Below are 22,435 nucleotides of genomic sequence, written 5' to 3'. Positions count from 1 at the left end.
TTTATGCTTAGAATTAATAATATTAAATTAAGAATAGATGAAGATGAAAAGTCTTTAAAAAAGAAAATAATAAATATACTTAAGCTTAAAGAAAATCAGTTAATTAAATATCAAATATATAGAAAGTCAATTGATGCAAGGAAAAAAGACTTAATATATTTCATTTACACTGTAGATGTTAAGGTAAAGAACGAAGAGGTTATTTTAAAGAAACTTTCTAATAAAGGTATAACTAAAACTCCTGATATGTCTTATAAAGAAGTATCTATTGGAAATATTAAATTAGCCCATAGACCTGTAATTATTGGAACAGGTCCTTCTGGTTTATTCGCGGGACTAATATTAGCTCAAATGGGATTTAGACCCATTCTTTTAGAAAGAGGAGAAAATGTAGATGAAAGGTTTAAAACTGTCTCTACGTTTTGGGAAGAAAGAATTCTTAATACGGAAAGTAATGTGCAATTTGGTGAAGGTGGTGCTGGTACATTTTCTGATGGGAAATTGACTACACTTATTAGTGATGAGAGATGTCGAAAAGTTTTAGAGGAATTTATAAAAGCGGGTGCGCCAGAGAGCATAATTTATTCTAAAAAGCCTCATGTTGGAACTGACCTTTTAAGAAATATAGTAAAACAAATTAGAAAGCAAATTATTGACTTGGGCGGAGAAGTTAGATTTAATTCAAAGGTTACTGATATAGTTATTCAAAACAATCAAATAGAGTCAGTTGTTATAAATAATGAAGATGCTTTAAAATGTAGTGTAGTTTTATTAGGAATAGGTCATAGTGCTAGGGATACCTTTGAAGTTTTATATAATAAAGGGATTAAAATTAATCAAAAACCTTTTTCAATAGGAGTACGAATTGAACATCCTCAGCAATTAATTGATAAAAATCAATATGGAGAATATGCACAAAATCCTAAGCTTGGTGCTGCCGACTATAAGCTTGTGTATCACAGTCCATCAGGAAGGTCTGCCTATACCTTTTGTATGTGTCCAGGAGGATATGTAGTCGCCTCTAGTTCTGAGGCAGGGGGCGTAGTAGTAAATGGTATGAGTGAATACAGTAGAGCAGGATTAAATGCTAATTCAGCAATCTTAGTAGGGGTTAGCCCTACGGATTTTGAGAGTAGTGATCCTTTAGCAGGTATTGAGTTTCAACGAAAGTGGGAAAGGCTGGCATATAAATTAACTGGAGAAAGTTATTTTGCGCCAGTACAATTAGTAGGGGATTTTTTAAATGACAAGAAAAGTAATGAATTAGGGTTTGTAAAACCCACTTATAAACCTGATGTTAAGTTTAGTGAATTAAAAAATTGCCTACCAGATTTTGTTGTGGAAACAATAAAAGAAGCTTTAATATATTTTGACTCTAAAATTAAGGGTTTTGCATCTAAAGATGCCATTTTAACTGGAGTAGAAACTAGGAGCTCTTCTCCGATTAGAATAGAAAGAGATGAAAACTATCAATCAAACATAATAGGCTTATATCCAATAGGAGAAGGTGCAGGACATGCTGGTGGTATAATGTCTTCTGCTGTAGATGGGATTCGAGCAGCAGAGCAGGTAGCTTTAAAATATACGCCAAAAGTATGAAATAGGAGTTTGCATATGGAGTCAAACTATAAATTTTTTCAAAATAATAAATGTGAGTATTTTCCTTGTCATAAAATAGATAATCAAAAAGAGTTTAATTGTCTATTTTGTTATTGTCCTTTATATGCCTTAAAAGATAAATGTGGTGGTAATTTTATTTATACTAAGGGTATAAAAGATTGTTCAAAATGCTCGATACCCCATGTAGATAATGGATATGAACATATTATGAGTAAAATTGGACAAATAATTAAACTAGCAAGTAAAGATAATATTAATTTAGACAAAAAAAATGACCTTTAAGGTCATTTTTTACTTTAAAAAGCTATACGGGTTTATATGGTTACCATTATTTCGAACTTCAAAATGCAAATGTGGTCCAGTAGACCAACCAGTAGAACCAATCCTTGCAACAGATTGATTTACAGAAACTTGAGTACCAGTACTAACTATAAAAGAAGATAGATGAGCATATAAAGTAGAAATTCCACCACCATGATCAATTATTACTGTATTACCATAAGCACCATTCCAACCTACAAAAATAACTTTACCACTTGCCACAGCTACAGCATTTGCGCCATGTGGAGCAGCTATATCTATACCAGTATGAAATCTTTTACTATTTAATATAGGATGGTTTCTCCAACCATAAGGAGATGTTATTCTCGTATATCCAGGCGTTGGCCAAAGCATATTACTAGGCTTTGAACCACTTGAAGAAGATTGTAATTTTTGAATTTGGCTCGTAATTTGCCTAGATTGTTTTTCTATATCATTTAATCCTTGTTCATATGATTTTTTTTCAGTATCAAGTACTTTTACTAGTTCTTGCTTGTTTATGCTGGCCATTCTTAATTCTTCTTTTTTACTTTCTCTACTAGATTTTAAATAAGCTATATCTTTTTTTACAGCTTCTAGTTTTCTTTTTTTAGTATCTAGTATTTTTCTTTCTTGTTCAAGGGTAGTTAGCAATTCAGTATCATTTTCAGCAATACTCTTTAATAATTCAAAACGTGTTAAAAATTCTGAAATGTTTGTTGATTGAAAAAGTACTTCTAAAATATTTACATCACCTTGTATATATATATCACATAAACGTTCTTCTAAAATCTCTGTTCTTTCTTCTACTTCTTTTTCTTTTCAGAAATTTCTTTTTGTGCAGTATTAATATTTTTTTGAGCTATGTCAAGTTTATTATCAAGTGTAACAAGCTCATTATTAGTTTGTTGTATATTTTTATTTATTGCATCTATATCATTTAAAGTGGCTTTTTTCTTGGTTTCTGTTTGTTTAATTTTATTTTTAACAGAATTAATTTGTGTATTTAGTGATTTTTGCTGTTTTCTGTAATCATCTAATTGTGAAGCAAATACTGGTGTATGTATAGTTATAAAAAAACTCAAAATTACAAGAATACTAATAGATTTAAGAATATTTTTTGTCACATATAACACTCCCATTGATAAGATATTTGAAAATTTTTATCCGTTATTTATATTCGACATTAATTCGTTCATACCTTTTTTTTAGGAGATAATTATCTATATCGTTAAAAAAAAGCAAACTTCAAGATATTATATGTTAAAAAATGTAAATAGTGAATACAAAAAAGGGTAACATATTATGTTACCCCAAAAATAATCTTAAGTTATTTAGTTAAATGGTTATTAGTTTTAGTACTGACTTTGATTAAATGAGTTTTGCATAGAAGGTCTTTGTTTTGTATTTGATTGATAGTTATTTTGAGAGTATTGATTCATAGAATTTTGATTGTACGGTTGTGAGCTGTTTTGTGAATACTGATTCATAGGTCTTTGCGCATACCCGTATGAACCTTGGTTACTTAATTCTTGGCGAACATTTTGCAAGTATTCTTGTTCTTGCTGTTGTTGATTGTATTGAGCATAAGGCTGACCCACATTAAATCCACTTTGGTTATAAGGACTATTTTGGAAAGTATCTGGTCCCATAGTCGAGACAGATGCATTAGGATTGTTATTACTTGCAAAGGATTGGCTTGGTTGATTGTAAGATGATTGATAACTATTTTGAGAGTATTGATTCATAGAACTTTGATTATAAGGCTGATTATTGTTTTGTGAATACTGATTCATTGGTTGTTGATTATAAGATTGTCCGTATGAACCTTGATTACTTAACTCTTGACGTACTTGTTGTAAATATTCTTGTTCTTGTTGTTGTTGATTTAATTGATTATTAGGCTGTCCCATATTATATCCACTTTGGTTATAAGGACTATTTTGGAAAGTATCTGGACCCATGGTCGAAATTGATGCATTAGATGAATTTGAAAACTGGTTATTCATATTTTGTTGATTTCTCATTAAAAAAACCTCCCAATTTGTAGCTAATCTATATAAGCTACATTATTAATTCATTAATATTTATTTACTAAAACTAACAATTATATGTGTGTAAAAAAATGGAGAAAGTTTTTTATTAATTTTTTAATTATTTGGTAAATGTTCAAGCTGTATTGAATAAACTCTAATAAGGGGAGGAAGTTCTATGAATAAATCTTTAAGAATAATTTCTCTGTTGGGTTTAATATCTCTTGTAGTTGCTGGTTATTTTAAATTAATAAATTCTAAAGAAGTAATGTGGGTTTTTAATGAAAGAAAATTAGCCGAAGATAGTGGTGTTGAAATAATTAGCGTGCTATTTGGAATTAGTGTCCTCATTTTTTTAAAAATAACTTGGAAACTAATAGATTTTAACTGGGGATTAAAAGAGATAAAACAACAAGAGCCAGAAAAAAACAGGAGCTAATATCTAGCTCCTGCACAGTTAATTATTCTAATTGTTTTAAAATACTTTCTAACTTATTTAAGGCTTTACCATATTCAGCCCAATTACCATTTTGAGAGGTAGTTTTGGCTTCATCTAAAGCTTCTTGAGCTTGTTTAGCTAAAGATTTTAGATCTGGTGTTTCTAGTTGATTATCATTAGGTTCATCATTTGTTTTATTATCAGAAATCTCTTTACCAAATATTTTTTCAAGACCTTTTATTAAAGTTTCTTCCATGACAATGTGTTCTTTATACGAAACTATGATTCTTTTAACTTCAGGTAAACTGTTTTCATTGTCAGCCTGAATATATAGCGGTTCGACATAAAGGAGGGAACCATTAATTGGGATTACCAATAAATTACCTCTAAGTACATTTGAACCTTTTTGATCCCATAAAGATAATTCTTTGGAAATAACGGAGTCTTGATTTATCCTAGATTCAATTTGCATAGGTCCATAAATCAATTTTTGTTTTGAAAACTTAAATAAAACTAATTCACCATATTTATCGCCGTCATTTCTTGCACCAAGCCAACCAATCATTTGATCTTTGTTAATCGGAGTAAAGGGACGCATTAATACAAACTCTAATTTATCTGATTTAGGAAATTTCATATTTAGATAATAAGGATCCATAAATTGTGGTTTAGGATCATTGTTATAAATTTCTTTAGCAATATTCCAGGCATCTTCACGATTATAAAATACTCTTGGATTGGTCATATGATAATTTCGATAAACCTTAGTTTGTATATCAAAAAGATCAACTGGGTAGCGTAAGTGTTCTTGTAAGCCTTCAGGCATTTGAGATCTAGGTTTTAATAAACCAGGAAATGCCTTAGCATATGACTGTACAATAGGATCCTTTTCATCAATTAAATAAAAATCTGTTTTACCATCATACGCATTAACTACGACTTTTACTGAATTTCGGATGTAATTAATTCCTTTATACCACTTATTTGAAGATATTGGTTCTGAGTAAGGGTATTTATTAGAAGAAGTATAAGCATCAATAATCCAGTAAAGATTACCTTTATCAATCACCAAGTAAGGATCATCATCGTATGTAAAAAAAGGTGCAATTTTTTTAATTCTTTGTTCTACATTACGATTAATTAAAATTTTACTATCATTAGTAATTAAGTTTGAAATGAGTAATTTTACATTTCCTTTGTTTAAAGCAAAGACGGCCTTGTTCATTAGATTTAAAGGTATCCCAGCTTTTCCTTTATATTCTGTTTCAACATTACTATTTCCAGAAGGGTAATCAAATTCTTTTTCCCCAGAGTTAACTATTACATAATCATTAGTATAGTTACCGTAATATATTTCAGGTCTTTTGATTTCAAGTTCTTTAAAATTAGTTTTAGGTGGTAGGTCTTTAACTATTAGTTCTGGTTGACCTTGCGATGTTATTTGATTTGCAGGAGTAACTACTGCACCATAACCATGTGTATATTTTAGATATTTATTTATCCAAGTTTGAGCCTGGCTAGGTAAGTCATCTAAAACCATTTCCCTTGCTGAAATAAAAACTTGAGTTGGTTGTCCATTTAAATTGTACCGATCAATATCTACTTCACTAAATGAATAATAAGGTCTCATACTTTGGAGCTGATTGTAGATAATTTTAGCAGGGCGGACGTCATTAATCCTAATGTTACTAATAACTTCTTGTGAACTTTGTAAATCTTCTGGACTCATATCCGCATCTCCAGGATACTCAATTTCTTGTATGTTATTTAGATTAAAAGCCTTAGAAGTCATTTCAATATTTCTTTTAATATAGGGCTCTTCTTTCCTTATCTCATTGGGTTGTACGATGAACCTTTGTACAATACCTTGACCAAGACCCCCTATAAATGTAACCAGTATTAATAAAAGAGGTGCTATTACTAGTAATTTGTTATTTCTTTTCTTTAATGCCCAAAATAATAAAATAGCAGAAATTATACAAGTGGCAATAGAAATAAGATAATATGGTAAGTTGAATTTAAGGTTTGTATAACCTGCACCAAAAAATGATTCATGGGAGGTAAATAATAGATTGTACATTTTAAATCTATACCCAACTGCAAGTAGAATAAAGAAAATCACAAAATAATAACCAAATTGTCTTATAGCCGTTTTAAAGGTAAAATTTCCAATTCCCAATTTAATTACTGTATAGATGAAATTAACAAAGGCAATTAAAAAGAAAAGTAAAAAACAAACGAATATATTGTTTCATAAAAATTTAAGTTAAAAGTATAAAAACTTAAGTCTTTATTAAAAACTGGATCAGAAAGTCCAAAGGGAACTTGATTTAAAAAGAGTAATAATTGATCCCATAAACTTGTTGATACTACAAGCGAAAATAATAATGAAACTATAAATGAAATAGCAAAAATAATAGAATAATTATTCTTATTGCCACTTGGCTTTATTTCAATTACATCCTCATTATCTATCACTTTAGTTTTAGGTTTGTTTTTAGATCGTAAACTTAAAGTCAATGAAATAACTATAAAGGTAATTAAAAAAGAACCAATACTTATTACTGATTTTAAAAGTAGGGTTTTTAGAAAAACACCTTTATATCCTACTTCGGTAAACCAGAGAAAATCAATCCATAAATTAACTATCTTCGGTATAAAAGACAATATAATTATGGCTAAAGGTAAATAGAGTAATACTTTAAGTTTTCTTATGTTCATAATGTACTCCTTTAGTTTCTAAATAATAAAAAGCCAATAATGGCTTTTTATTCATCGCATTTTAATACTCCAGCCTTAGCTAGGTGGTGAGTAGGCATATCTCTTAAGATTATAGTTACATTATCCTTAGAACAGTTGACTGACTCAGAAATTGCTTCAGTAACTTTAGTAACTAATTCCCTTTTTTGCTCTACGGTTCTACCTTCAAGCAAATCAATTTGTACTATCGGCATATTTAAACCCCCTTTATTTAATAATTTTATTATATTTCTCTAAAAGCTTTAATATACCTGCTTATTAATGTAATTATATATATTTGTGACAAAATTTAATCATTTAAATAATAAATACATATAATGGTAGTAAGAATTTTAAAAATAGCTTTAATTGTAACCTGAAGGTTATCAAAACTAAATTAGTATTGTTTATTTCTCCAAGAATCTAAAAATGAATGGAGGGTTAATATTGTTAACTAGACATTGTGTGGGTGGAGTAATTTTTTATAATAATAAGATATTTATTATAAAAAATGATAAAAGTGAATGGGTATTACCACAGAGTGCAATCAAAAAAGGTAATGAAATAAGTGAACTAGCATTACAAAAAGTAAAATCTGAATGCGGTGTTAACGCTGAGTTATTATCTTATTTAGGAGAAACTAGTTTTTATCATAATTTTCATTCTCAAAAAAATAGACATTATAATTTAATTAGTTGGTTTTTAATGGAATCAAAAACAGGCGAATATTCTTTAAATAAAACTGATGGATATATGGAGGCTGGATTTTTTTCGATAGAGGAAGCAATAGAAAAGTTATCCTTTCAACAACACAAGGGATTAATTAGCTATTCATATAAAAAGTACCAAGAATTTCAGACATATGGGAGAAAATTAAGGATTGTGAATAATTAATATTATACTGGTAAAAATAAGACTGTAATGACAATTCTAAATTCAGTCTTATTTTTTTGGCAAAAATGTACTGACAAAAAACGTTAATCTCGATATAATTATTTTTAATAAATATTAAGTTAAGGAGAAAATTAATGGAATATACAGAAAGATTAACAGGATATATTGCTAGTAATGATAGTTATAAAAATTCTGATATAATTATAATAGGGGTTCCTATGGATTATACTGTTAGTTACAGACCAGGTTCTCGGTCAGGACCACAGCAAATTCGTACAGTATCATATGGTATAGAAGAATTTAGCTTTTACTGTCAAAAAGATTTAAGGGATTATTCCTTTTATGATGCAGGTGACATTTCACTTCCTTTTGGAAACGTGTCTCAAAGTTTAAACATAATAAGTAAAGTAGCTGGGCAAATAATTAAAGATAATAAATTTCCAATATATTTAGGTGGAGAACATTTAATTACATGGCCTATTGTAAATGAATACAGTAATAATTATCCGGAATTAGCTTTATTGCATTTTGATGCACATGCTGATTTACGAAAAGATTATTTAGGTGAGGAAAATTCTCACGCAACAGTTATTAGGAAAATATGTGAAAAGATAGGCGGAAAAAATGTATACCAATTTGGTATACGCTCAGGTGATAAAGAAGAGTTTGAATATGCAAAAAACAATACTAATATGTATATTAACGAAGTACTAGATCCTTTAAAGGAAATAATTACAAAACTTAAAAATAGACCTGTTTATATAACTATTGACATTGACGTTGTAGATCCAGCCTTTGCCCCTGGAACTGGGACTCCAGAACCAGGAGGATGTACGTCTAAAGAGATATTAGATGCAGTACTTTTAATGAAAGATTTAAATGTCGTAGGGATAGATGTTGTGGAAGTCTCTCCTATGAATGACCATTCTGATAGAACTGCCCTATTAGCTGCCAAGCTTGTAAGGGAAATAATACTAAATTATCAAAAATAAAATTGAATAGTATTTCGATATTTATTGAAATACTATTTTTTGTTGACAGTTTAAAAAGATGCTGCTATAATAATAAATGTGCTCGAGGGAAACAAAAGTATTGACACAAGAAATTGTTTTTGATACAATACATATTGTACTTGAGAAATGGGCGATTAGCTCAGCTGGGAGAGCACCTGCCTTACAAGCAGGGGGTCGGCAGTTCGATCCTGTCATCGCCCACCATTTCTAAATTTGGAGCTGTAGTGTAGCGGTTATCACGTCGGCCTGTCACGCCGAAGATCGCGGGTTCAATTCCCGTCAGCTCCGCCATTTGCCTCGATAGCTCAGTCGGTAGAGCAGAGGACTGAAAATCCTCGTGTCGGTGGTTCGATTCCGCCTCGAGGCACCATGTTTGCGGAAGTGGCTCAGTGGTAGAGCATCGCCTTGCCAAGGCGAGGGTCGCGAGTTCGAATCTCGTCTTCCGCTCCAAAAAAAAGCTACCTTTAATTTTAAGGCTTTTTTTGTTTCTTTTTTTAAGTAAGAAATAAATTTATTTATTTTTATTATAATTTTCTCTTTACTGAAGAAGCTTAAGGCTTCTTTTTTTATATATTCCATAATAAATATTATATCTTTATTATGGAATACTAAGAGAGAGGTGATTATGATGAGAATAAAGTTTAAATTAGTTGTATTAGCTCTCTGTACCATCTTTTTATTACTACAAATTACAGGTTGCAGCAAAGCTCCTGAAAAATCTCCTGCAAAAGATAAAAAAGGTGCATCAGAGCAAGAAAACGCTCCCAAGGAATTAGAGGATATTCAAACAAACATAGAAGAAATAATAACAGATATTGAGAAAAAAAATGAATTTGCTCAAGATCCACAAAAAGATCAAACCGAAAATCAAAAGGATTCTAGTAATGAGCAAAAAAAATCTGGAGATGATAAAGCACAAGAAAAACAACCTAAATCTAAAGAAAATCCTTTAACAAATTGGCAAAAGGAAGAAAAGAGTGCTCGTGATATTCATTTGAAATGGAATACAGCAGAAACCTCTGTTGTTAAGGTAGACATTACTAATACTTTGCGTAATGAATTTGAAAATAATTTAAATTTCTTAACAGATAATATTATTAGTAAAAATATTAATGAAAGTCTTAAATCTGCTAATGAGTTATATGGAACTACAATAAAAATTAATGAGCTATATAAAAACAATGACGTACCCAGGGTTGAAATATTAAAATACTACACAAAAAGGGCATTGCTGGAGGTTGAAGAAAGCAAATGGCCAGAAGCCAAAGAAGATATTAAAAAATTAGCTACAGAAGTTGAAAAGGTTAATTTAATAATGGATAAAAAGGAAAATAAATTATTATTACAATTAGACTATTCTGTGCATGATTTTCTTCAAGCTGTTGAAATAAATAACAAAGAGGTAGCTAAAATTAAAGGGGAAATTGTGATGAAAAACATTAATAGTGTAATTAAAAAAATAGCAAAAGAATAAAAAGGTAAAAGATAATAAGAGTTATTTACTAATAACACTAAAAAATACCTAATGAATATTTAAGTGGAGCCTAAATAAAGGTCACTTTATTCATCAGGTCTTTTTTTTTATTAATTTCTAGTAGTGCACCCTGACTAACGAAAACTTTATGCCTTTAATATTCCAACCTATATCCCAGGGTACTCGAAAACGGTCGCTGTTATGAGAATTTACTAAAGTATATCCTTTAGAATCTCTCCCTGTTACAACAGAAATATGTACAACCTTTCCTTTTTCTTCATATGCAATATAATCACCAGGCAAAAGTTTAAATGAAGGTTTAAACACCTGTTCATAATCGCCATAAGCAATTCTAGAGGCTTTACCACTATAAAGCATATAATTATTAAAACCATGAGCATTTAACCAAGCTTTGCTTCCTTTTCCGTTCTTATAGTTCCAAGCTCCGTCTTTACTAAACTTACCACCTTCATATAAAACTTGGGAAGCAAAATTGGTACAATCTCCACCTAATCCATTATGATTTATGTATTCAGGGTTATATTTAAATTCATATTGTGGAAGACTGGCCGCACCGCAATATTTATCGGCATATTCGACAGCCATTATTCTTCTTTCGTTTAAATCAGTAAGATTATCTCCTTCATTTGTTAAAACAAACTCCTGGTTTTCTTTAATTTTATCAGGGTCAACATCTAGGACAGTTGCCAGAGGATCTAAATACCACTGTCTTTTTATAACCCACTTATCATCGCCTTCTCCAGGAGTAATATCTAGGTAATGGTAGGCACCTAGGCGAAAAGAATTTTCTTTGTCAGGTTCATCCTCATATACGTATTTATATTCAGTAGATACTAATAAACTCACACCAATATCTTTTTCTTTTCTTTTTGCTGATTTTAAAATTACTTCAGAATCTATCTTTTTTAGTTGTATTCCTTGTTTTTGAGTCCATTTTTGCAAATATTCCATTTTCATTAAATTATGTTCATAGGCCCAAAGTCCATGTCTATGTTCTAAATAATAAAAATTATCAAGGTGTTTTTTATTGTTTTCTAACAAAGCTTTATTACGTAAATCTATTATTTCTTTAATCTTTAATTCTATTTGATCTTTTTCTACATTGCATATTGAAGTAGATGTAATTATAGATGGGTTATATAAATAAAGTCCTAATCCAACTACTAAACAAATTGTTATAAGTGAACAATATATTATAATTTTTCGTAAGTTAACTAAAAAAATCATCTTTTACCTCCCCGCATATAATCATAAAATTATATTCTTTAACAATGGAAGGTATTCGTAGTTTGCTTAGTAATATGTGTAATATAATTTAAAACAAATCTTTTTAGCTATTCTTTAGCTTTAAAAGTAAATTGATTAGTTTTTCCCATTAAATAAGCCAATTTAATTATTTTTTTCTCTTCATCTGAAATATTTCTGTTAAACATTTTTTCAAATTGTTTGATTAGTCTATAAGTATCGACCTTTGGGGAAGTTGATTTTTTTCTAATACTATTTTGTTGATTATATGTTTTAGGTATTATTTTTTCATTATATATAAGTTTAAATATCTCAGCTGTATAATATGCATCATTAAAGGCATTATGAAAGTCATTATTTTGGGGAATTTCAAACATTTCGACGGCTTTACTTAAACCTACATTATTTCCTTTGGTAAAGTTCAATTGATTAGTTGCATAAGACTGAATATCTATATAATCCCTTGGAATTAGAGTGCTATCTAGTTGATGATATTTAATATTACTAAAAAGTTCTTTCATGTCAGAACCACCCCAAATGCAAAATACACATTTTTCAGGTGAAATGAACTCTACAAATTCTTCATAAATTTCTGGAAATTGTTTTTCAGTAGATAATTGATCTTTAGTGATACCAGTAATCTTTTTTACATAAGGATGAATCCTTTTATATATTATTGGTTTTACCAGTTTATCAAAAGTAGAAATTGTTTTAAAATTACTATCTAGTTTAATTGCACCAATTTGAATAATTTCAAAAGGACATTTATGTTTATTTATAGTTCTTTTTTTTTCATTAGAATAATTAAAGTGCTGATTATATTCTAAATCAAAGACGATGTAATTCATGTTATCTCTCCCAACCTTACCTATTTAGTTTATTATGCCACTAAATGAAACAAAAAAACATTCGAAAAATTAGAAAAAGTATTTTAAGCTCTAAAAAATTAATTTGTTATAGTTTTAAGTAGATAAAAATTTTTTTTAATGATAAAAAAGAAAATTGAATAAAGTAGTAAATTGTATGTTAAAATATAGTAAAAGGCAAATGTTTTAAAATATAGGTGGGATTTAAATGAACAATGAGAGAATAATAAAAAGATACACATTAGCTGAAGAAATATTCAATAGTATTAGTCATGGAATTGGTGCTTTACTTAGTATTGTGGCCTTGGTTATATTAGTCTCATTTGCAAGCATAAGTGGAGACGTTTGGAAAATAGTTAGTTTTAGTATCTATGGTTTTACTTTGTTTTTTCTGTATATGTCGTCAACCCTTTATCATAGTATATTTCATGAAAAGGCTAAAAGGATTTTACGTATTTTAGATCATAGCTCAATATATTTACTGATTGCGGGTAGTTATACTCCGATAACTTTAATTTCGCTAAGAGGAACTTGGGGATGGACTTTATTTACTTTAATCTGGACATTAGCTATTACTGGTATTGTACTTAAAATTATTAGTTTGGAAAAACTGAAAAAGGTTTCTGTGTTTCTGTATATATTTATGGGTTGGCTGATAATAATTGCTATTAAACCGATGTTATCTACTGTGCCTAAAGGCCTTTTTCTATGGTTATTATTAGGTGGATTGATTTATACACTAGGTGTTATTTTTTATAGTAATAAAAAAATCCCTTTTAATCATGCAATTTGGCATTTATTTGTATTGGGTGGTAGTGTAGCGCATTTTCTGGGAATATTATTTTACTTAACTTAAATAAATGAAATAGGTTATATTATTAACAAAAGATAAATTCGTTTTGAAAAGGAGACAATATGCAAGAATTAGGAAAAAAACACACTTTAATTATTACTAGAGTTTCAAAGGAAGGGATATATCTTAAAAGCCAATTTTCCGATATAGAAGTTTTATTACCTAAAAAAGAAGAAATGGCTAATGTTTCTATAGGGGATGTTATTTCGGTATTTGTTTATAAAGATATGGATAATACAATAAAAGCAACACTTAAAGAACCTAAAATAAATTTAGGAGAAATAGCTAGTTTAAAAGTGGTGGATGTAACTGAGATAGGAGCATTTTTGGATTGGGGATTAGATAAAGATCTATTACTACCTAATAAAAAACAAACATATGATATTACAAAAGGACAAGATTGCCTTGTTAGTTTATATTTAAATGAAAATGATAAACTTTGTGCAACAATGAGAATATCAGATTTACTAAGTAGTGATTCTCCCTATAAGGTAAATGACAAAGTAAAAGGTACTATTTATGATATTAATGAAGATATGGGAGCTTTTCTAGCAATTGATAATAAATATCATGGCTTAATCCTAAAAAATGAGTTATACAATACTTATAACTATGGTGATAAAATTGAAGCTAGAGTTATTAAAGTAAGAGATGATGGTAAACTTGATTTAAGTGTAAGAGAAAAAGCTTATTTACAAATGGATACAGATACTCAGATAATTATGGATGCAATTGAACAAGGTGGAGGAAAATTAGACTTAAATGATAGTAGTGACCCAGTTATAATCAAAGAAAAATTAATGATGAGCAAAAAGGCTTTTAAAAGGGCTTTAGGTAGATTAATGAAAGAAGATAAGATAAAGCAAATAAATGAAGGAATAGAAAAAATATAAAAAAATTCTTTAGAAATTTTATTTCTAAAGAATTTTTTATTAAGATTAGTTATTATTATCTTCTTTAGGTACAAAGTTAATAGTTTCTGAACCTGCTATCTCAGCTGCACTCTTATTTCTTTTAGATTTCTTACTGTTTTTATTCTTAGCCATTATTTTTACCCCCTTTTACTAAGTATTTTCATTTCGTAGATAGTTTGTGCATTAATAAAAGAAAAAAACAAGTAAAATAATGGTAATTACATATTGTTGCTTTGTTTATGTGGATGAGTTTTGTCATTAGGTTCGGTAAAATTATTAAAGAGAAAATTATAAACATAAATAAACATTAAACCAGTATTTAAAATTGACATGATACATTCTAAAAAAACAAAAGATTTCATCCAGAATCCGTAAGGAACTAAATCGCCATAACCTAGAGTAAAGTAGGTAACAAAACTAAAGTATACGGAAGTAGTAAATAAAAGTCTGATGTTTTCGTAATTATGTAGTCCTGATAATAATCCTTGGTTATTTCCAATATGAGAAAACCAATAGAAGTAGATGGCAAATATAAAAACCATCCCAACTATCATAACCATCATTAAAAAGGCTGCAAAAATAATTTTTCTATGCTCAGATGATAATTTATTGCGCATTTGAATTAGTTTAATCCAAGAAAGTTTATAAAACTGTGGAATGAGAATTAGTAAAATTATACTAGTATAAATATGTATATAGTGAGTAAAAGTTTTTATAGTTTGAATGTTAAAAAAAGAAATTAAAACAATCAATAAAAGAAAACCAACTAACGAGGGTAGAATAAACAGAATTAATTGAAAAGGGAAGGAACTATACCAGAGCTTAGATTTAAAAAGAAGTAAAAATATTATTAATACAATAAGAAGGTTAATAATAAATATTAATTCAATCATATTATCACATACTTATAAAAGTATTATGTTTAAGATTATGTAAATCGGGGAAAAAAATACATTTAAAATTTAAAAAGCAAATCATTAAATATGATTTGCTTTTGGCTGGGGTAGCAGGATTCGAACCTACGAATGCGAGAGTCAAAGTCTCGTGCCTTACCGCTTGGCGATACCCCAAAATATGGTGGAGAGGACAGGATTCGAACCTGTGAAGGCGTTGCCAGCAGATTTACAGTCTGCCCCCTTTGGCCGACTCGGGAACCTCTCCGTATATTATAATGGTGACCCGTAGGGGATTCGAACCCCTGAGTGCTAGCGTGAAAGGCTAGTGAGTTCAGCCACTTCTCCAACGGGCCATCTAATGTGAAGACAATTAGCATTTTAACTAAAAACAAGAGACTTGTCAACATATAAAAATATATTTTAAACTTTCTTAAAAAAGATAATTAGATAGTTAGCATATTTTGTCCACTATTTGAATAATAGTTTAGTAATATAAGTGCAAGGAGAGATGAAATATGGGTAGAGAATCTTTAGAAAAAAACATTATAACTAAAGTTGATGAGTTGGTTAACATAATCCTTAATCTAGAGGTAGATACAAAAGACTATCAAGCTTATAAAGATAGTGCAATAAAGAAAACCGAGGAATTAATACCTTTGTTAACAAATTTTGTTGAAGGTAATATCGATTATATTGAACCAATGTTAACCCAGCTTATTAAAGAAAGGTTACCAAATAATCTGAATATATCTACTTTAGATGCGGAATTAGCCAAAGTTATAAAAGCAGCTAACGGGCAAGAATCTGAAGAGTTAAACGAGATGCTTAATGAAACGATAAATCCAGAAAATTTGAATGATGAAAAAGAACAGTATAAAGAGTTAAGCAATTCTACCGAAAATGAATTACAAAAGTCTATTAAAAAAGTGTATCCGAAAGGAAAAATATTATATAATTTTTCAATTCGAGGTCAAATAGTAGATGCTTATTTATCTGATAAGAAAGTAGCTCTAACTTCTAAGAAATTTAATAAGAGTGTAGAATATTTCTGTAAGAAACAAGGAATTAAAATATTTTATGTTCCAAAAGAAATAAGAAATGATTATAGACGTCTAGGAAGGGCTTTAAAAAATTCAATATAAGGCGTACTTTTTTAAAAGTACGTTTTTTTTATGTTATAGTATAATAAAGAACAATAATTTAATACTAAATAGTATGTTAAAATTTTTAGGAGGTGTATATATGAAAATTACTTTCCACGGCGCAGCAGAATTTGTAGCAGGTTCATGTTTCTTAGTAGAATGTTCGGCTGGTAAAATTTTAATAGATTGTGGCTTAGTTCAAGGATCTAGAAAATTAAAAGAACGAAACTATGAGGAATTTCCTTTTAATCCAGGTGAAATAGATGCTGTATTATTATCTCATGCACATATAGATCATAGTGGATTAATTCCGAAGTTATACAAAAAGGGCTATAAGGGATACATATATACTACTTATGTTACTAAAGAATTATGCAGTATTTTATTACCAGATAGTGGTCACATTCAAGAAATTGAAGTTGAAAGGAAAAACAGAAAGCTAAAAAGAGCAGGTAAACCTTTATTAGAACCTATATATACTGTAGAAGATGCAGAAAGGTGTATTTATAAGTTTGTTGGTACGTCATATAATCTGGAAAATGATATTTTACCTGGTGTAAAGGCAGTTTTTAAAGACGCTGGACATATAATGGGTTCAGCTATTATTGAATTATATGCTGATGGCGAGAAACTTGTTTTTTCTGGTGACCTAGGAAAAGAAAATCAACCGATAATAAATGATCCAACGATGATAGATACAGCAGATTATGTAATCATGGAGTCAACCTATGGAAATAGATTTCATTTAGAAACAGAAGATAAGCTTACTCAATTAGTAAGAATAATAAATAAAACTATGCAAAAAGGTGGCAATCTGGTTATCCCGGCTTTTGCAGTTGAGAGAACACAGGATTTAATTTATAAGTTAAGGCAATTAGTTGAAAGTAATGAGATGCCTGATATTAATGTATATGTGGATAGTCCCTTAGCTATAAAAGCAACAGAAATTTTTTGCAAGTTTCCTTCTGTATATGATGATGATGCTAAAGAACTACATGCTCAAGATGATTCATGTATCTTTAAGTTTGATGGCTTACATTTTACGGAAACAGCTGATGAATCAAAAGCTATTAATGAAATTAGGAAAAATGCTATAATTATTTCAGCTAGTGGGATGTGTGATGCAGGTAGAATTAAGCACCACTTAAAACATAATTTATGGCGAGGCGAATCAACAATTCTTTTTGTGGGATATCAAGCTGAGGGTACTTTAGGTAGAAGAATACTAGATGGTGAAGAATTAGTAAGGATACATGGCGAAGAAGTTGCAGTTAATGCAAATATTGAAAGAATCGAAGGTTTTTCAGCACATGCTGATCAAAAAGGTTTGGTAGATTGGGTAAAACATTTTTCTAATAAACCTAAAAAGATATTTTTAGTGCATGGCGAAACTGATTCTATAAATACCCTTGCCCAAATTATTAAAGATGAAACTGATAATGAAGTAATTGTTCCTAAATTAGATGAAACCTTTGTACTTGATAAAGGTAAAAAGGATTTAACCCAGGTTCCCAAAGTAGAAGGAAATCTTGATATTGATAGTATTATCAATGAATTTGAAGGTCTTAAAAGTAATTTAAAAGAAATGCTATCAGAGAATAGAAAAAAAGAGATTATTGATAAATTATTAAATCTAAAAGATCAAATAAATAAAATTTAAAAAAATGAATAATAATTATAAAAAAGGTAAAAGGTTGTAATAATATACTTATTACAACCTTTTTTATATTGGTAGAATTTTTTAGGGCAAAAAACCGATAATACCAAATATATGAAAACTATTAGTAACTAGCTTGTTCTTATTCGGCAAATAGGATATAATTAAAGAGATATGTCTGGTTCGGCTAAATTTTTAAAAAGGAGTGGAATTTTATAAAAAAAGAAGAGAAGGTTTTTCTAATTCCTTTAGGCGGTCTAGGGGAAATTGGGAAAAATATGATGGCAATTAAGTACGGGACTGAAATTATAGTAATTGATTCTGGGTTAATGTTTCCAGAAGATGAGTTATTAGGAATTGATGTAGTTATACCAGATATCACTTATCTATTAGAAAACCGTGAACAAGTAAAAGGAATATTTTTAACTCATGGACATGAAGATCACATAGGAGCTTTACCCTTTGTTTTAAAAGAATTAAATGTACCTATTTATGGAACAAAACTTACCTTGGGATTATTAGAAGGTAAATTAAAAGAAACCAATTTTTCACAAGAAGCAAAATTAAACATTATGAAACCAAGGGATAAGGTCAAATTAGGTAATTTTGAAATAGAGTTCTTTAGAGTTAGCCATAGTATTCCAGATGCAGTAGGAATGGGAATACACACACCTGTAGGAACTATCCTGCATACAGGGGATTTTAAGTTTGATCAAACCCCAGTTGATGGACAAGTAATTGATTATCAACGTATAGCAGAACTAGGTAATGATGGTGTATTAGTTCTTTTATCTGATAGTACGAATGTCGAAAGACCCGGGTATACTATGTCTGAAAAGGTTGTAGGACAAACCTTTGATGAAGTATATAGATTAGCAAAAGAGAGAATTATTATTGCGACATTTGCTTCTAATGTTCATAGAGTGCAACAAGTTATAGATTCTGCACACAAGTATGAGCGTAAGGTTGCCATAGCTGGTAGAAGTATGGTTAACGTTGTTAATAGAGCATCAGAATTAGGATATTTAAATATACCTGAAGGAACTATTGTGGAATTAGATGAAATTAATATCTACCCTAGAAATAAGATCGTTGTACTTACTACAGGCAGTCAAGGTGAACCAATGTCTGCATTAACAAGAATGGCTATGTCTGATCATCGTCGTGTACAAATCGAAAAAGGAGATACTGTTATTGTATCTGCTACACCTATTCCAGGAAATGAAAAATTAGTATCTAAAACTATAGATCAATTATTCAAATTAGGTGCAGATGTTATTTACGAATCAGTTTCAGGAATCCACGTATCAGGTCATGCGAGTAAAGAAGAACTTAAGTTAATGTTAAATTTAGTAAAACCTAAATTTTTCGTTCCTGTTCATGGGGAATATAGAATGCTTGTGCAACATTCACAATTGGCTCAAGAAGTTGGGATACCAGCTGAAAATATTTTCATTGGAGAAAATGGAAATATTATGGAGTTCACAAAAGATAAGGGATGTATTGCTGGGAAAGTTCATTCTGGCAGAGTCTTAGTAGATGGTTTAGGAATTGGTGATGTTGGGAATATTGTTTTAAGAGACCGCAAACAATTATCTCAAGATGGAATTTTAATTATTGTTGTTACATTAGATAGAGATCAAAAACAAGTTGTAGCAGGACCAGATATCGTATCTAGAGGATTTGTTTATGTAAGAGAAGCTGAAGCATTAATGGATGAAGCGAAAGTAAAAGTTAAATTCGCTTTAGATAAGTGCTATGAAAAAAATATAACCGAATGGGCAGCTATTAAAGCAAGTATTAGAGACGCACTTGGTAAATTTTTATATGAAAAAACTAGAAGACGTCCAATGATTTTGCCTATAATAATGGAAATTTAACACAGAGTATTTTCTCTGTGTATTTTTTTTGTAATTTTTAGCACAATAGTAATGATATTATTAAAGGAGTGATGTAAATAATGTATAATGATTCTTTTCAAAATAATAAACCACCAACAATGCAACCTACAATTGAACCACCAGTTCAAAATCCAATGCACAGAAATATACCAGTTGAAAATATAACAGAATTAGGTCAAACTAATATTCCAACTTATAAAAGTAATATTCATTGTATGACTATTATAGGACAAGTAGAAGGTCATTCAATTTTACCACCTCAAAATAAAACTACCAAATATGAGCATATAATCCCACAATTAATTGCGATTGAAGAAAATCCTGAAATTGAAGGAATGTTGGTTGTTTTAAATACTGTGGGAGGCGATGTAGAAGCAGGTCTTGCTATAGCCGAAACAATTAAAGGACTATCTAAACCGACAGTATCAATTGTAATGGGCGGAGGACATAGTATCGGAGTACCAATAGGAGTTTCTGCTAATTATTCCTTTATAGCTCCCTCAGCAACCATGACTATTCATCCTATAAGATTAACAGGCTTAGTAATTGGAGTTCCAGCTACTTTAGATTATTTAGATAGAATGCAAGAAAGAGTTGTAAGATTTGTTACTGGTAACTCAAATATTACAGCACAAACCTTTAGAGATTTAATGTTTAAAGTGGGCGAGCTTTCCCAGGACATAGGAACTGTGGTAGTTGGGGAAGATGCTGTTAAATATGGATTAATTGATGAGGTAGGTACAATCTCTCAGGCAACCAGAAAGCTGAGACAATTAATAGAAGAGAGAAAAAATGGAGGAGGGATTCATTAATGGCAGATGTTTTGTACACTAATGTTCCCCTAGAAGTAATTATGTATGAAGAACCAGAACCCCAAAATTATCAGGATATTGAATATAATGGTATACAAATGCAAGTAGAACCTCTAGGATGGAACAAGTTTAGGGTTGTACGTATTTATAGTACAGACTTATCTAATTATCTTAATCCTGTATTACAACCAGGATCAATAGTTGGTCAATAAAAAAAAATCACTTGAATAAAATTCAAGTGATTTTTTTGGTCGGGGCGGAGGGATTCGAACCCCCGGCCCCCTGGTCCCAAACCAGGTGCGCTACCAAACTGCGCTACGCCCCGTCAACATTTCTTATTATATCTCAACATTGTATATTTGTCAAAACATTTTTTCTTTTTAAAAAAACAGCTTTTATAAATTTATATTGATTTTTTCAGTATACTGTTTTAACAATTTCATATACTAATAAGGCAGGAAAGGAGTGAATTTTTTGCAAGAACCAATTTTAATTGGAACCAAAAATAATCCTGAACTACTTATCGATAAATTTAAACATGAAATTGCAACTCTTGGTTTAGAGGAAAAAGATTTAGCATATAAAATTAATTATAAAGGAGATATTGCTTTTTTAGATTGTGATAAACCTGGAAGGACTATCTCAACTGAAAAGCTAAAAAATTTACTTGCAAAGATAGTCACAAATATTATCATGGATGATTGGGCTCATATTTTAGTTAAAAAGGTAATAAGAGATCAATATTACTATTTCAATAAAGAAGAAAAAACAAATATAGAAGATACCGTAATTGAGATATTTAAAGACAAGGAAAGTGGCTATAGTACTACAGAAAGAAAAAATAAAGTAATGAAAAGGGTGTTAGAAGATTTAGATAAACACCAAGAATTAGTTTTGGAAGGATTTGTTAATTTTAGGTTAAAGGATTTAATGTTTGAAATTGAAAAACTAGTTGATTCAAGCGTAGATGAATTTATTATGGAAAAAGAATATTTAGAGTTTATAAGATTATTAAAGTATTTTGTAGATATACAAGAACCTAAAGTAGAAGAAGTTAATATAACTCTTGGTGAAAATGATTTCTTTAATTTAGTAAATAAGGACGGAAGTAAGATAGAAAGTGAATACCTAAATGGGTTTACTATAGATTATGTCGATCATAATATTAATTACGAGGACTTATTAATTAGTGCGTTAATAACATTAGCCCCAAGATATTTAGTTGTGCACCTAGGTTTTGAAGACAAATATAAAGATACTTATAAAACAATTAAAAATGTATTTGGGAAAAAAGTAGGATGTTGTAAAGGGTGCGAACTCTGCAAATAAAAGGTGAATTTTTCACACCTTTTATTTGCTTTTTTTTATATTTGTTACTATATAATAAAAATGATATAATAAGTGCATATTTAGGTGGCAATTTAGGACTAATAATAGGACTTAATTAAGGTTTATTCTTTATTTCATTGACATAGTATTTTTTAAAAATTATAATATTATTAAATAATCCTATTAGTTAAAAGCGAGGATAAGGACAAGTAGTTCATAAATATCTGAAGTTAAATCTCGCCCCTTGCTAGGGGTGGGATTTTTTTATAAATAAATGGTGGAGGTAA

The 22,435-nt window shown here is 29.7% G+C and carries 21 protein-coding genes, 8 tRNA genes and 2 pseudogenes; 18 read left to right on the top strand and 13 right to left on the bottom strand.

What is annotated here, in order from left to right:
• Positions 1-3: 3 nt before the first annotated feature.
• Both B8965_RS11415 and B8965_RS11410 read left to right on the top strand, forming a co-directional pair.
• On the top strand, positions 4-1,599 hold the full coding sequence (locus B8965_RS11415; RefSeq protein WP_084054321.1) for an NAD(P)/FAD-dependent oxidoreductase: 1,596 nt from the start codon (positions 4-6) through the stop codon (positions 1,597-1,599).
• 15 nt (positions 1,600-1,614) lie between these two features.
• Complete coding sequence (locus tag B8965_RS11410) at positions 1,615-1,902, top strand: cysteine-rich small domain-containing protein (protein ID WP_084054320.1); 288 nt, start codon at positions 1,615-1,617, stop codon at positions 1,900-1,902.
• A 9-nt stretch (positions 1,903-1,911) separates the two neighbouring features.
• Here B8965_RS11410 and B8965_RS11405 read toward each other — a convergent pair whose 3' ends face one another.
• From B8965_RS11405 to B8965_RS11395, 4 genes and pseudogenes are all read right to left on the bottom strand, one after another.
• Entirely contained in the window at positions 1,912-2,574 is a 663-nt protein-coding gene (locus tag B8965_RS11405) for a M23 family metallopeptidase (protein ID WP_084054319.1), read from the bottom strand.
• A gap of 15 nt (positions 2,575-2,589) precedes the next feature.
• A pseudogene (locus B8965_RS13090) lies at positions 2,590-2,682 on the bottom strand (hypothetical protein); the annotation flags it as partial.
• A 44-nt stretch (positions 2,683-2,726) separates the two neighbouring features.
• Positions 2,727-3,047, bottom strand: coding sequence for a hypothetical protein (locus tag B8965_RS11400; RefSeq protein WP_084054318.1), 321 nt, complete (start codon positions 3,045-3,047; stop codon positions 2,727-2,729).
• 228 nt (positions 3,048-3,275) lie between these two features.
• Positions 3,276-3,947: a hypothetical protein gene (locus B8965_RS11395; RefSeq protein WP_084054317.1), complete on the bottom strand. Its 672-nt coding sequence runs from the start codon at positions 3,945-3,947 to the stop codon at positions 3,276-3,278.
• Positions 3,948-4,131: 184 nt separating this feature from the next.
• Between B8965_RS11395 and B8965_RS11390 the strand changes: the two genes are divergently transcribed.
• Complete coding sequence (locus B8965_RS11390; RefSeq protein ID WP_084054316.1) at positions 4,132-4,392, top strand: hypothetical protein; 261 nt, start codon at positions 4,132-4,134, stop codon at positions 4,390-4,392.
• A gap of 22 nt (positions 4,393-4,414) precedes the next feature.
• Here the strand turns inward: B8965_RS11390 and B8965_RS11385 are convergent.
• Together B8965_RS11385 and B8965_RS11375 are read right to left on the bottom strand one after the other, a co-directional pair.
• A pseudogene (locus B8965_RS11385) lies at positions 4,415-7,113 on the bottom strand (UPF0182 family membrane protein).
• A 47-nt stretch (positions 7,114-7,160) separates the two neighbouring features.
• Positions 7,161-7,346 carry a 2-hydroxymuconate tautomerase gene (locus B8965_RS11375; protein ID WP_084054313.1) on the bottom strand — a complete coding sequence of 62 codons (186 nt, stop codon included), beginning with the start codon at positions 7,344-7,346 and terminating at the stop codon, positions 7,161-7,163.
• 232 nt (positions 7,347-7,578) lie between these two features.
• On the opposite strand from B8965_RS11375, the gene B8965_RS11370 reads away from it, so the two are divergent.
• The 7 genes from B8965_RS11370 to B8965_RS11340 all read left to right on the top strand — a co-directional run bounded on the left by B8965_RS11370 (position 7,579) and on the right by B8965_RS11340 (position 10,512).
• A complete protein-coding gene (locus tag B8965_RS11370; protein WP_159446347.1) occupies positions 7,579-8,025 on the top strand; it encodes an NUDIX domain-containing protein in 447 nt (148 codons plus the stop codon).
• 134 nt (positions 8,026-8,159) lie between these two features.
• Positions 8,160-9,017 carry an agmatinase gene (gene speB, locus B8965_RS11365; RefSeq protein ID WP_084054311.1) on the top strand — a complete coding sequence of 286 codons (858 nt, stop codon included), beginning with the start codon at positions 8,160-8,162 and terminating at the stop codon, positions 9,015-9,017.
• A 149-nt stretch (positions 9,018-9,166) separates the two neighbouring features.
• A tRNA-Val gene (locus B8965_RS11360) sits at positions 9,167-9,242 on the top strand.
• A gap of 11 nt (positions 9,243-9,253) precedes the next feature.
• Positions 9,254-9,329: transfer RNA gene (locus tag B8965_RS11355), tRNA-Asp, on the top strand.
• Between the two features lie 3 nt (positions 9,330-9,332).
• Positions 9,333-9,408: transfer RNA gene (locus B8965_RS11350), tRNA-Phe, on the top strand.
• A 5-nt stretch (positions 9,409-9,413) separates the two neighbouring features.
• Positions 9,414-9,488, top strand: a tRNA-Gly gene (locus tag B8965_RS11345).
• A gap of 175 nt (positions 9,489-9,663) precedes the next feature.
• Entirely contained in the window at positions 9,664-10,512 is an 849-nt protein-coding gene (locus tag B8965_RS11340) for a hypothetical protein (RefSeq protein ID WP_144015918.1), read from the top strand.
• A 117-nt stretch (positions 10,513-10,629) separates the two neighbouring features.
• Here the strand turns inward: B8965_RS11340 and B8965_RS11335 are convergent, their stop codons facing one another.
• Together B8965_RS11335 and B8965_RS11330 are read right to left on the bottom strand one after the other, a co-directional pair.
• On the bottom strand, positions 10,630-11,760 hold the full coding sequence (locus B8965_RS11335) for an amidase domain-containing protein (protein WP_084054309.1): 1,131 nt from the start codon (positions 11,758-11,760) through the stop codon (positions 10,630-10,632).
• Positions 11,761-11,867: 107 nt separating this feature from the next.
• A complete protein-coding gene (locus tag B8965_RS11330; protein ID WP_084054308.1) occupies positions 11,868-12,626 on the bottom strand; it encodes a 3'-5' exonuclease in 759 nt (252 codons plus the stop codon).
• A 226-nt stretch (positions 12,627-12,852) separates the two neighbouring features.
• Between B8965_RS11330 and trhA the strand changes: the two genes are divergently transcribed.
• Together trhA and B8965_RS11320 are read left to right on the top strand one after the other, a co-directional pair.
• A complete protein-coding gene (trhA, locus tag B8965_RS11325) occupies positions 12,853-13,500 on the top strand; it encodes a PAQR family membrane homeostasis protein TrhA (protein WP_084054307.1) in 648 nt (215 codons plus the stop codon).
• A gap of 59 nt (positions 13,501-13,559) precedes the next feature.
• Complete coding sequence (locus tag B8965_RS11320) at positions 13,560-14,390, top strand: CvfB family protein (protein WP_084054306.1); 831 nt, start codon at positions 13,560-13,562, stop codon at positions 14,388-14,390.
• Positions 14,391-14,629: 239 nt separating this feature from the next.
• On the opposite strand, the gene B8965_RS12515 is transcribed toward B8965_RS11320, so the two are convergent.
• The 4 genes from B8965_RS12515 to B8965_RS11300 form a co-directional block, all read right to left on the bottom strand.
• The gene (locus tag B8965_RS12515; RefSeq protein ID WP_159446346.1) at positions 14,630-15,028 is read right to left on the bottom strand and encodes a potassium channel family protein; all 399 of its coding nucleotides are present in this window, start codon (positions 15,026-15,028) and stop codon (positions 14,630-14,632) included.
• A gap of 378 nt (positions 15,029-15,406) precedes the next feature.
• A tRNA-Gln gene (locus B8965_RS11310) sits at positions 15,407-15,481 on the bottom strand.
• A 5-nt stretch (positions 15,482-15,486) separates the two neighbouring features.
• Positions 15,487-15,572: transfer RNA gene (locus tag B8965_RS11305), tRNA-Tyr, on the bottom strand.
• Between the two features lie 11 nt (positions 15,573-15,583).
• A tRNA-Glu gene (locus B8965_RS11300) sits at positions 15,584-15,660 on the bottom strand.
• Positions 15,661-15,822: 162 nt separating this feature from the next.
• On the opposite strand from B8965_RS11300, the gene B8965_RS11295 reads away from it, so the two are divergent.
• The 5 genes from B8965_RS11295 (at position 15,823) to B8965_RS11275 (ending at position 21,031) form a co-directional block, all read left to right on the top strand.
• Positions 15,823-16,449: a hypothetical protein gene (locus tag B8965_RS11295; protein ID WP_084054304.1), complete on the top strand. Its 627-nt coding sequence runs from the start codon at positions 15,823-15,825 to the stop codon at positions 16,447-16,449.
• Positions 16,450-16,549: 100 nt separating this feature from the next.
• Positions 16,550-18,109, top strand: a complete 1,560-nt coding sequence (locus B8965_RS11290; RefSeq protein WP_084054303.1) for an MBL fold metallo-hydrolase RNA specificity domain-containing protein — start codon at positions 16,550-16,552, stop codon at positions 18,107-18,109.
• A gap of 212 nt (positions 18,110-18,321) precedes the next feature.
• Entirely contained in the window at positions 18,322-19,986 is a 1,665-nt protein-coding gene (locus tag B8965_RS11285) for a ribonuclease J (protein WP_084054302.1), read from the top strand.
• An 80-nt stretch (positions 19,987-20,066) separates the two neighbouring features.
• Positions 20,067-20,819: a ClpP family protease gene (locus B8965_RS11280; RefSeq protein WP_200805923.1), complete on the top strand. Its 753-nt coding sequence runs from the start codon at positions 20,067-20,069 to the stop codon at positions 20,817-20,819.
• Complete coding sequence (locus B8965_RS11275) at positions 20,819-21,031, top strand: YlzJ-like family protein (RefSeq protein WP_084054301.1); 213 nt, start codon at positions 20,819-20,821, stop codon at positions 21,029-21,031. Before B8965_RS11280 ends, B8965_RS11275 begins: the two co-directional genes overlap by 1 nt.
• Positions 21,032-21,067: 36 nt before the next feature.
• On the opposite strand, the gene B8965_RS11270 is transcribed toward B8965_RS11275, so the two are convergent.
• A tRNA-Pro gene (locus B8965_RS11270) sits at positions 21,068-21,144 on the bottom strand.
• A gap of 149 nt (positions 21,145-21,293) precedes the next feature.
• Between B8965_RS11270 and ytxC the strand changes: the two genes are divergently transcribed.
• A complete protein-coding gene (gene ytxC, locus B8965_RS11265; RefSeq protein WP_084054300.1) occupies positions 21,294-22,148 on the top strand; it encodes a putative sporulation protein YtxC in 855 nt (284 codons plus the stop codon).
• The last annotated feature ends 287 nt before the right edge of the window (positions 22,149-22,435 follow it).

Source organism: Desulfonispora thiosulfatigenes DSM 11270, from assembly GCF_900176035.1.
GTDB classification, from domain to species: domain Bacteria; phylum Bacillota; class Peptococcia; order Peptococcales; family Desulfonisporaceae; genus Desulfonispora; species Desulfonispora thiosulfatigenes.
The sequence above is the reverse complement of the archived record's forward strand: the minus strand, read 5'-3'. Positions and strand labels throughout refer to the sequence as shown.

Coding starts and splice junctions, on each gene's coding strand:
- B8965_RS11415 (WP_084054321.1), top strand. CDS start 4: ATGCTTAGAATTAATAATATTAAATTAAGAATAGATGAAGATGAAAAG.
- B8965_RS11410 (WP_084054320.1), top strand. CDS start 1,615: ATGGAGTCAAACTATAAATTTTTTCAAAATAATAAATGTGAGTATTTT.
- B8965_RS11395 (WP_084054317.1), bottom strand. CDS start 3,947: ATGAGAAATCAACAAAATATGAATAACCAGTTTTCAAATTCATCTAAT.
- B8965_RS11390 (WP_084054316.1), top strand. CDS start 4,132: ATGAATAAATCTTTAAGAATAATTTCTCTGTTGGGTTTAATATCTCTT.
- B8965_RS11375 (WP_084054313.1), bottom strand. CDS start 7,346: ATGCCGATAGTACAAATTGATTTGCTTGAAGGTAGAACCGTAGAGCAA.
- speB (WP_084054311.1), top strand. CDS start 8,160: ATGGAATATACAGAAAGATTAACAGGATATATTGCTAGTAATGATAGT.
- B8965_RS11340 (WP_144015918.1), top strand. CDS start 9,664: ATGATGAGAATAAAGTTTAAATTAGTTGTATTAGCTCTCTGTACCATC.
- B8965_RS11335 (WP_084054309.1), bottom strand. CDS start 11,760: ATGATTTTTTTAGTTAACTTACGAAAAATTATAATATATTGTTCACTT.
- B8965_RS11330 (WP_084054308.1), bottom strand. CDS start 12,626: ATGAATTACATCGTCTTTGATTTAGAATATAATCAGCACTTTAATTAT.
- trhA (WP_084054307.1), top strand. CDS start 12,853: ATGAACAATGAGAGAATAATAAAAAGATACACATTAGCTGAAGAAATA.
- B8965_RS11320 (WP_084054306.1), top strand. CDS start 13,560: ATGCAAGAATTAGGAAAAAAACACACTTTAATTATTACTAGAGTTTCA.
- B8965_RS12515 (WP_159446346.1), bottom strand. CDS start 15,028: ATGCGCAATAAATTATCATCTGAGCATAGAAAAATTATTTTTGCAGCC.
- B8965_RS11295 (WP_084054304.1), top strand. CDS start 15,823: ATGGGTAGAGAATCTTTAGAAAAAAACATTATAACTAAAGTTGATGAG.
- B8965_RS11290 (WP_084054303.1), top strand. CDS start 16,550: ATGAAAATTACTTTCCACGGCGCAGCAGAATTTGTAGCAGGTTCATGT.
- B8965_RS11280 (WP_200805923.1), top strand. CDS start 20,067: ATGTATAATGATTCTTTTCAAAATAATAAACCACCAACAATGCAACCT.
- B8965_RS11275 (WP_084054301.1), top strand. CDS start 20,819: ATGGCAGATGTTTTGTACACTAATGTTCCCCTAGAAGTAATTATGTAT.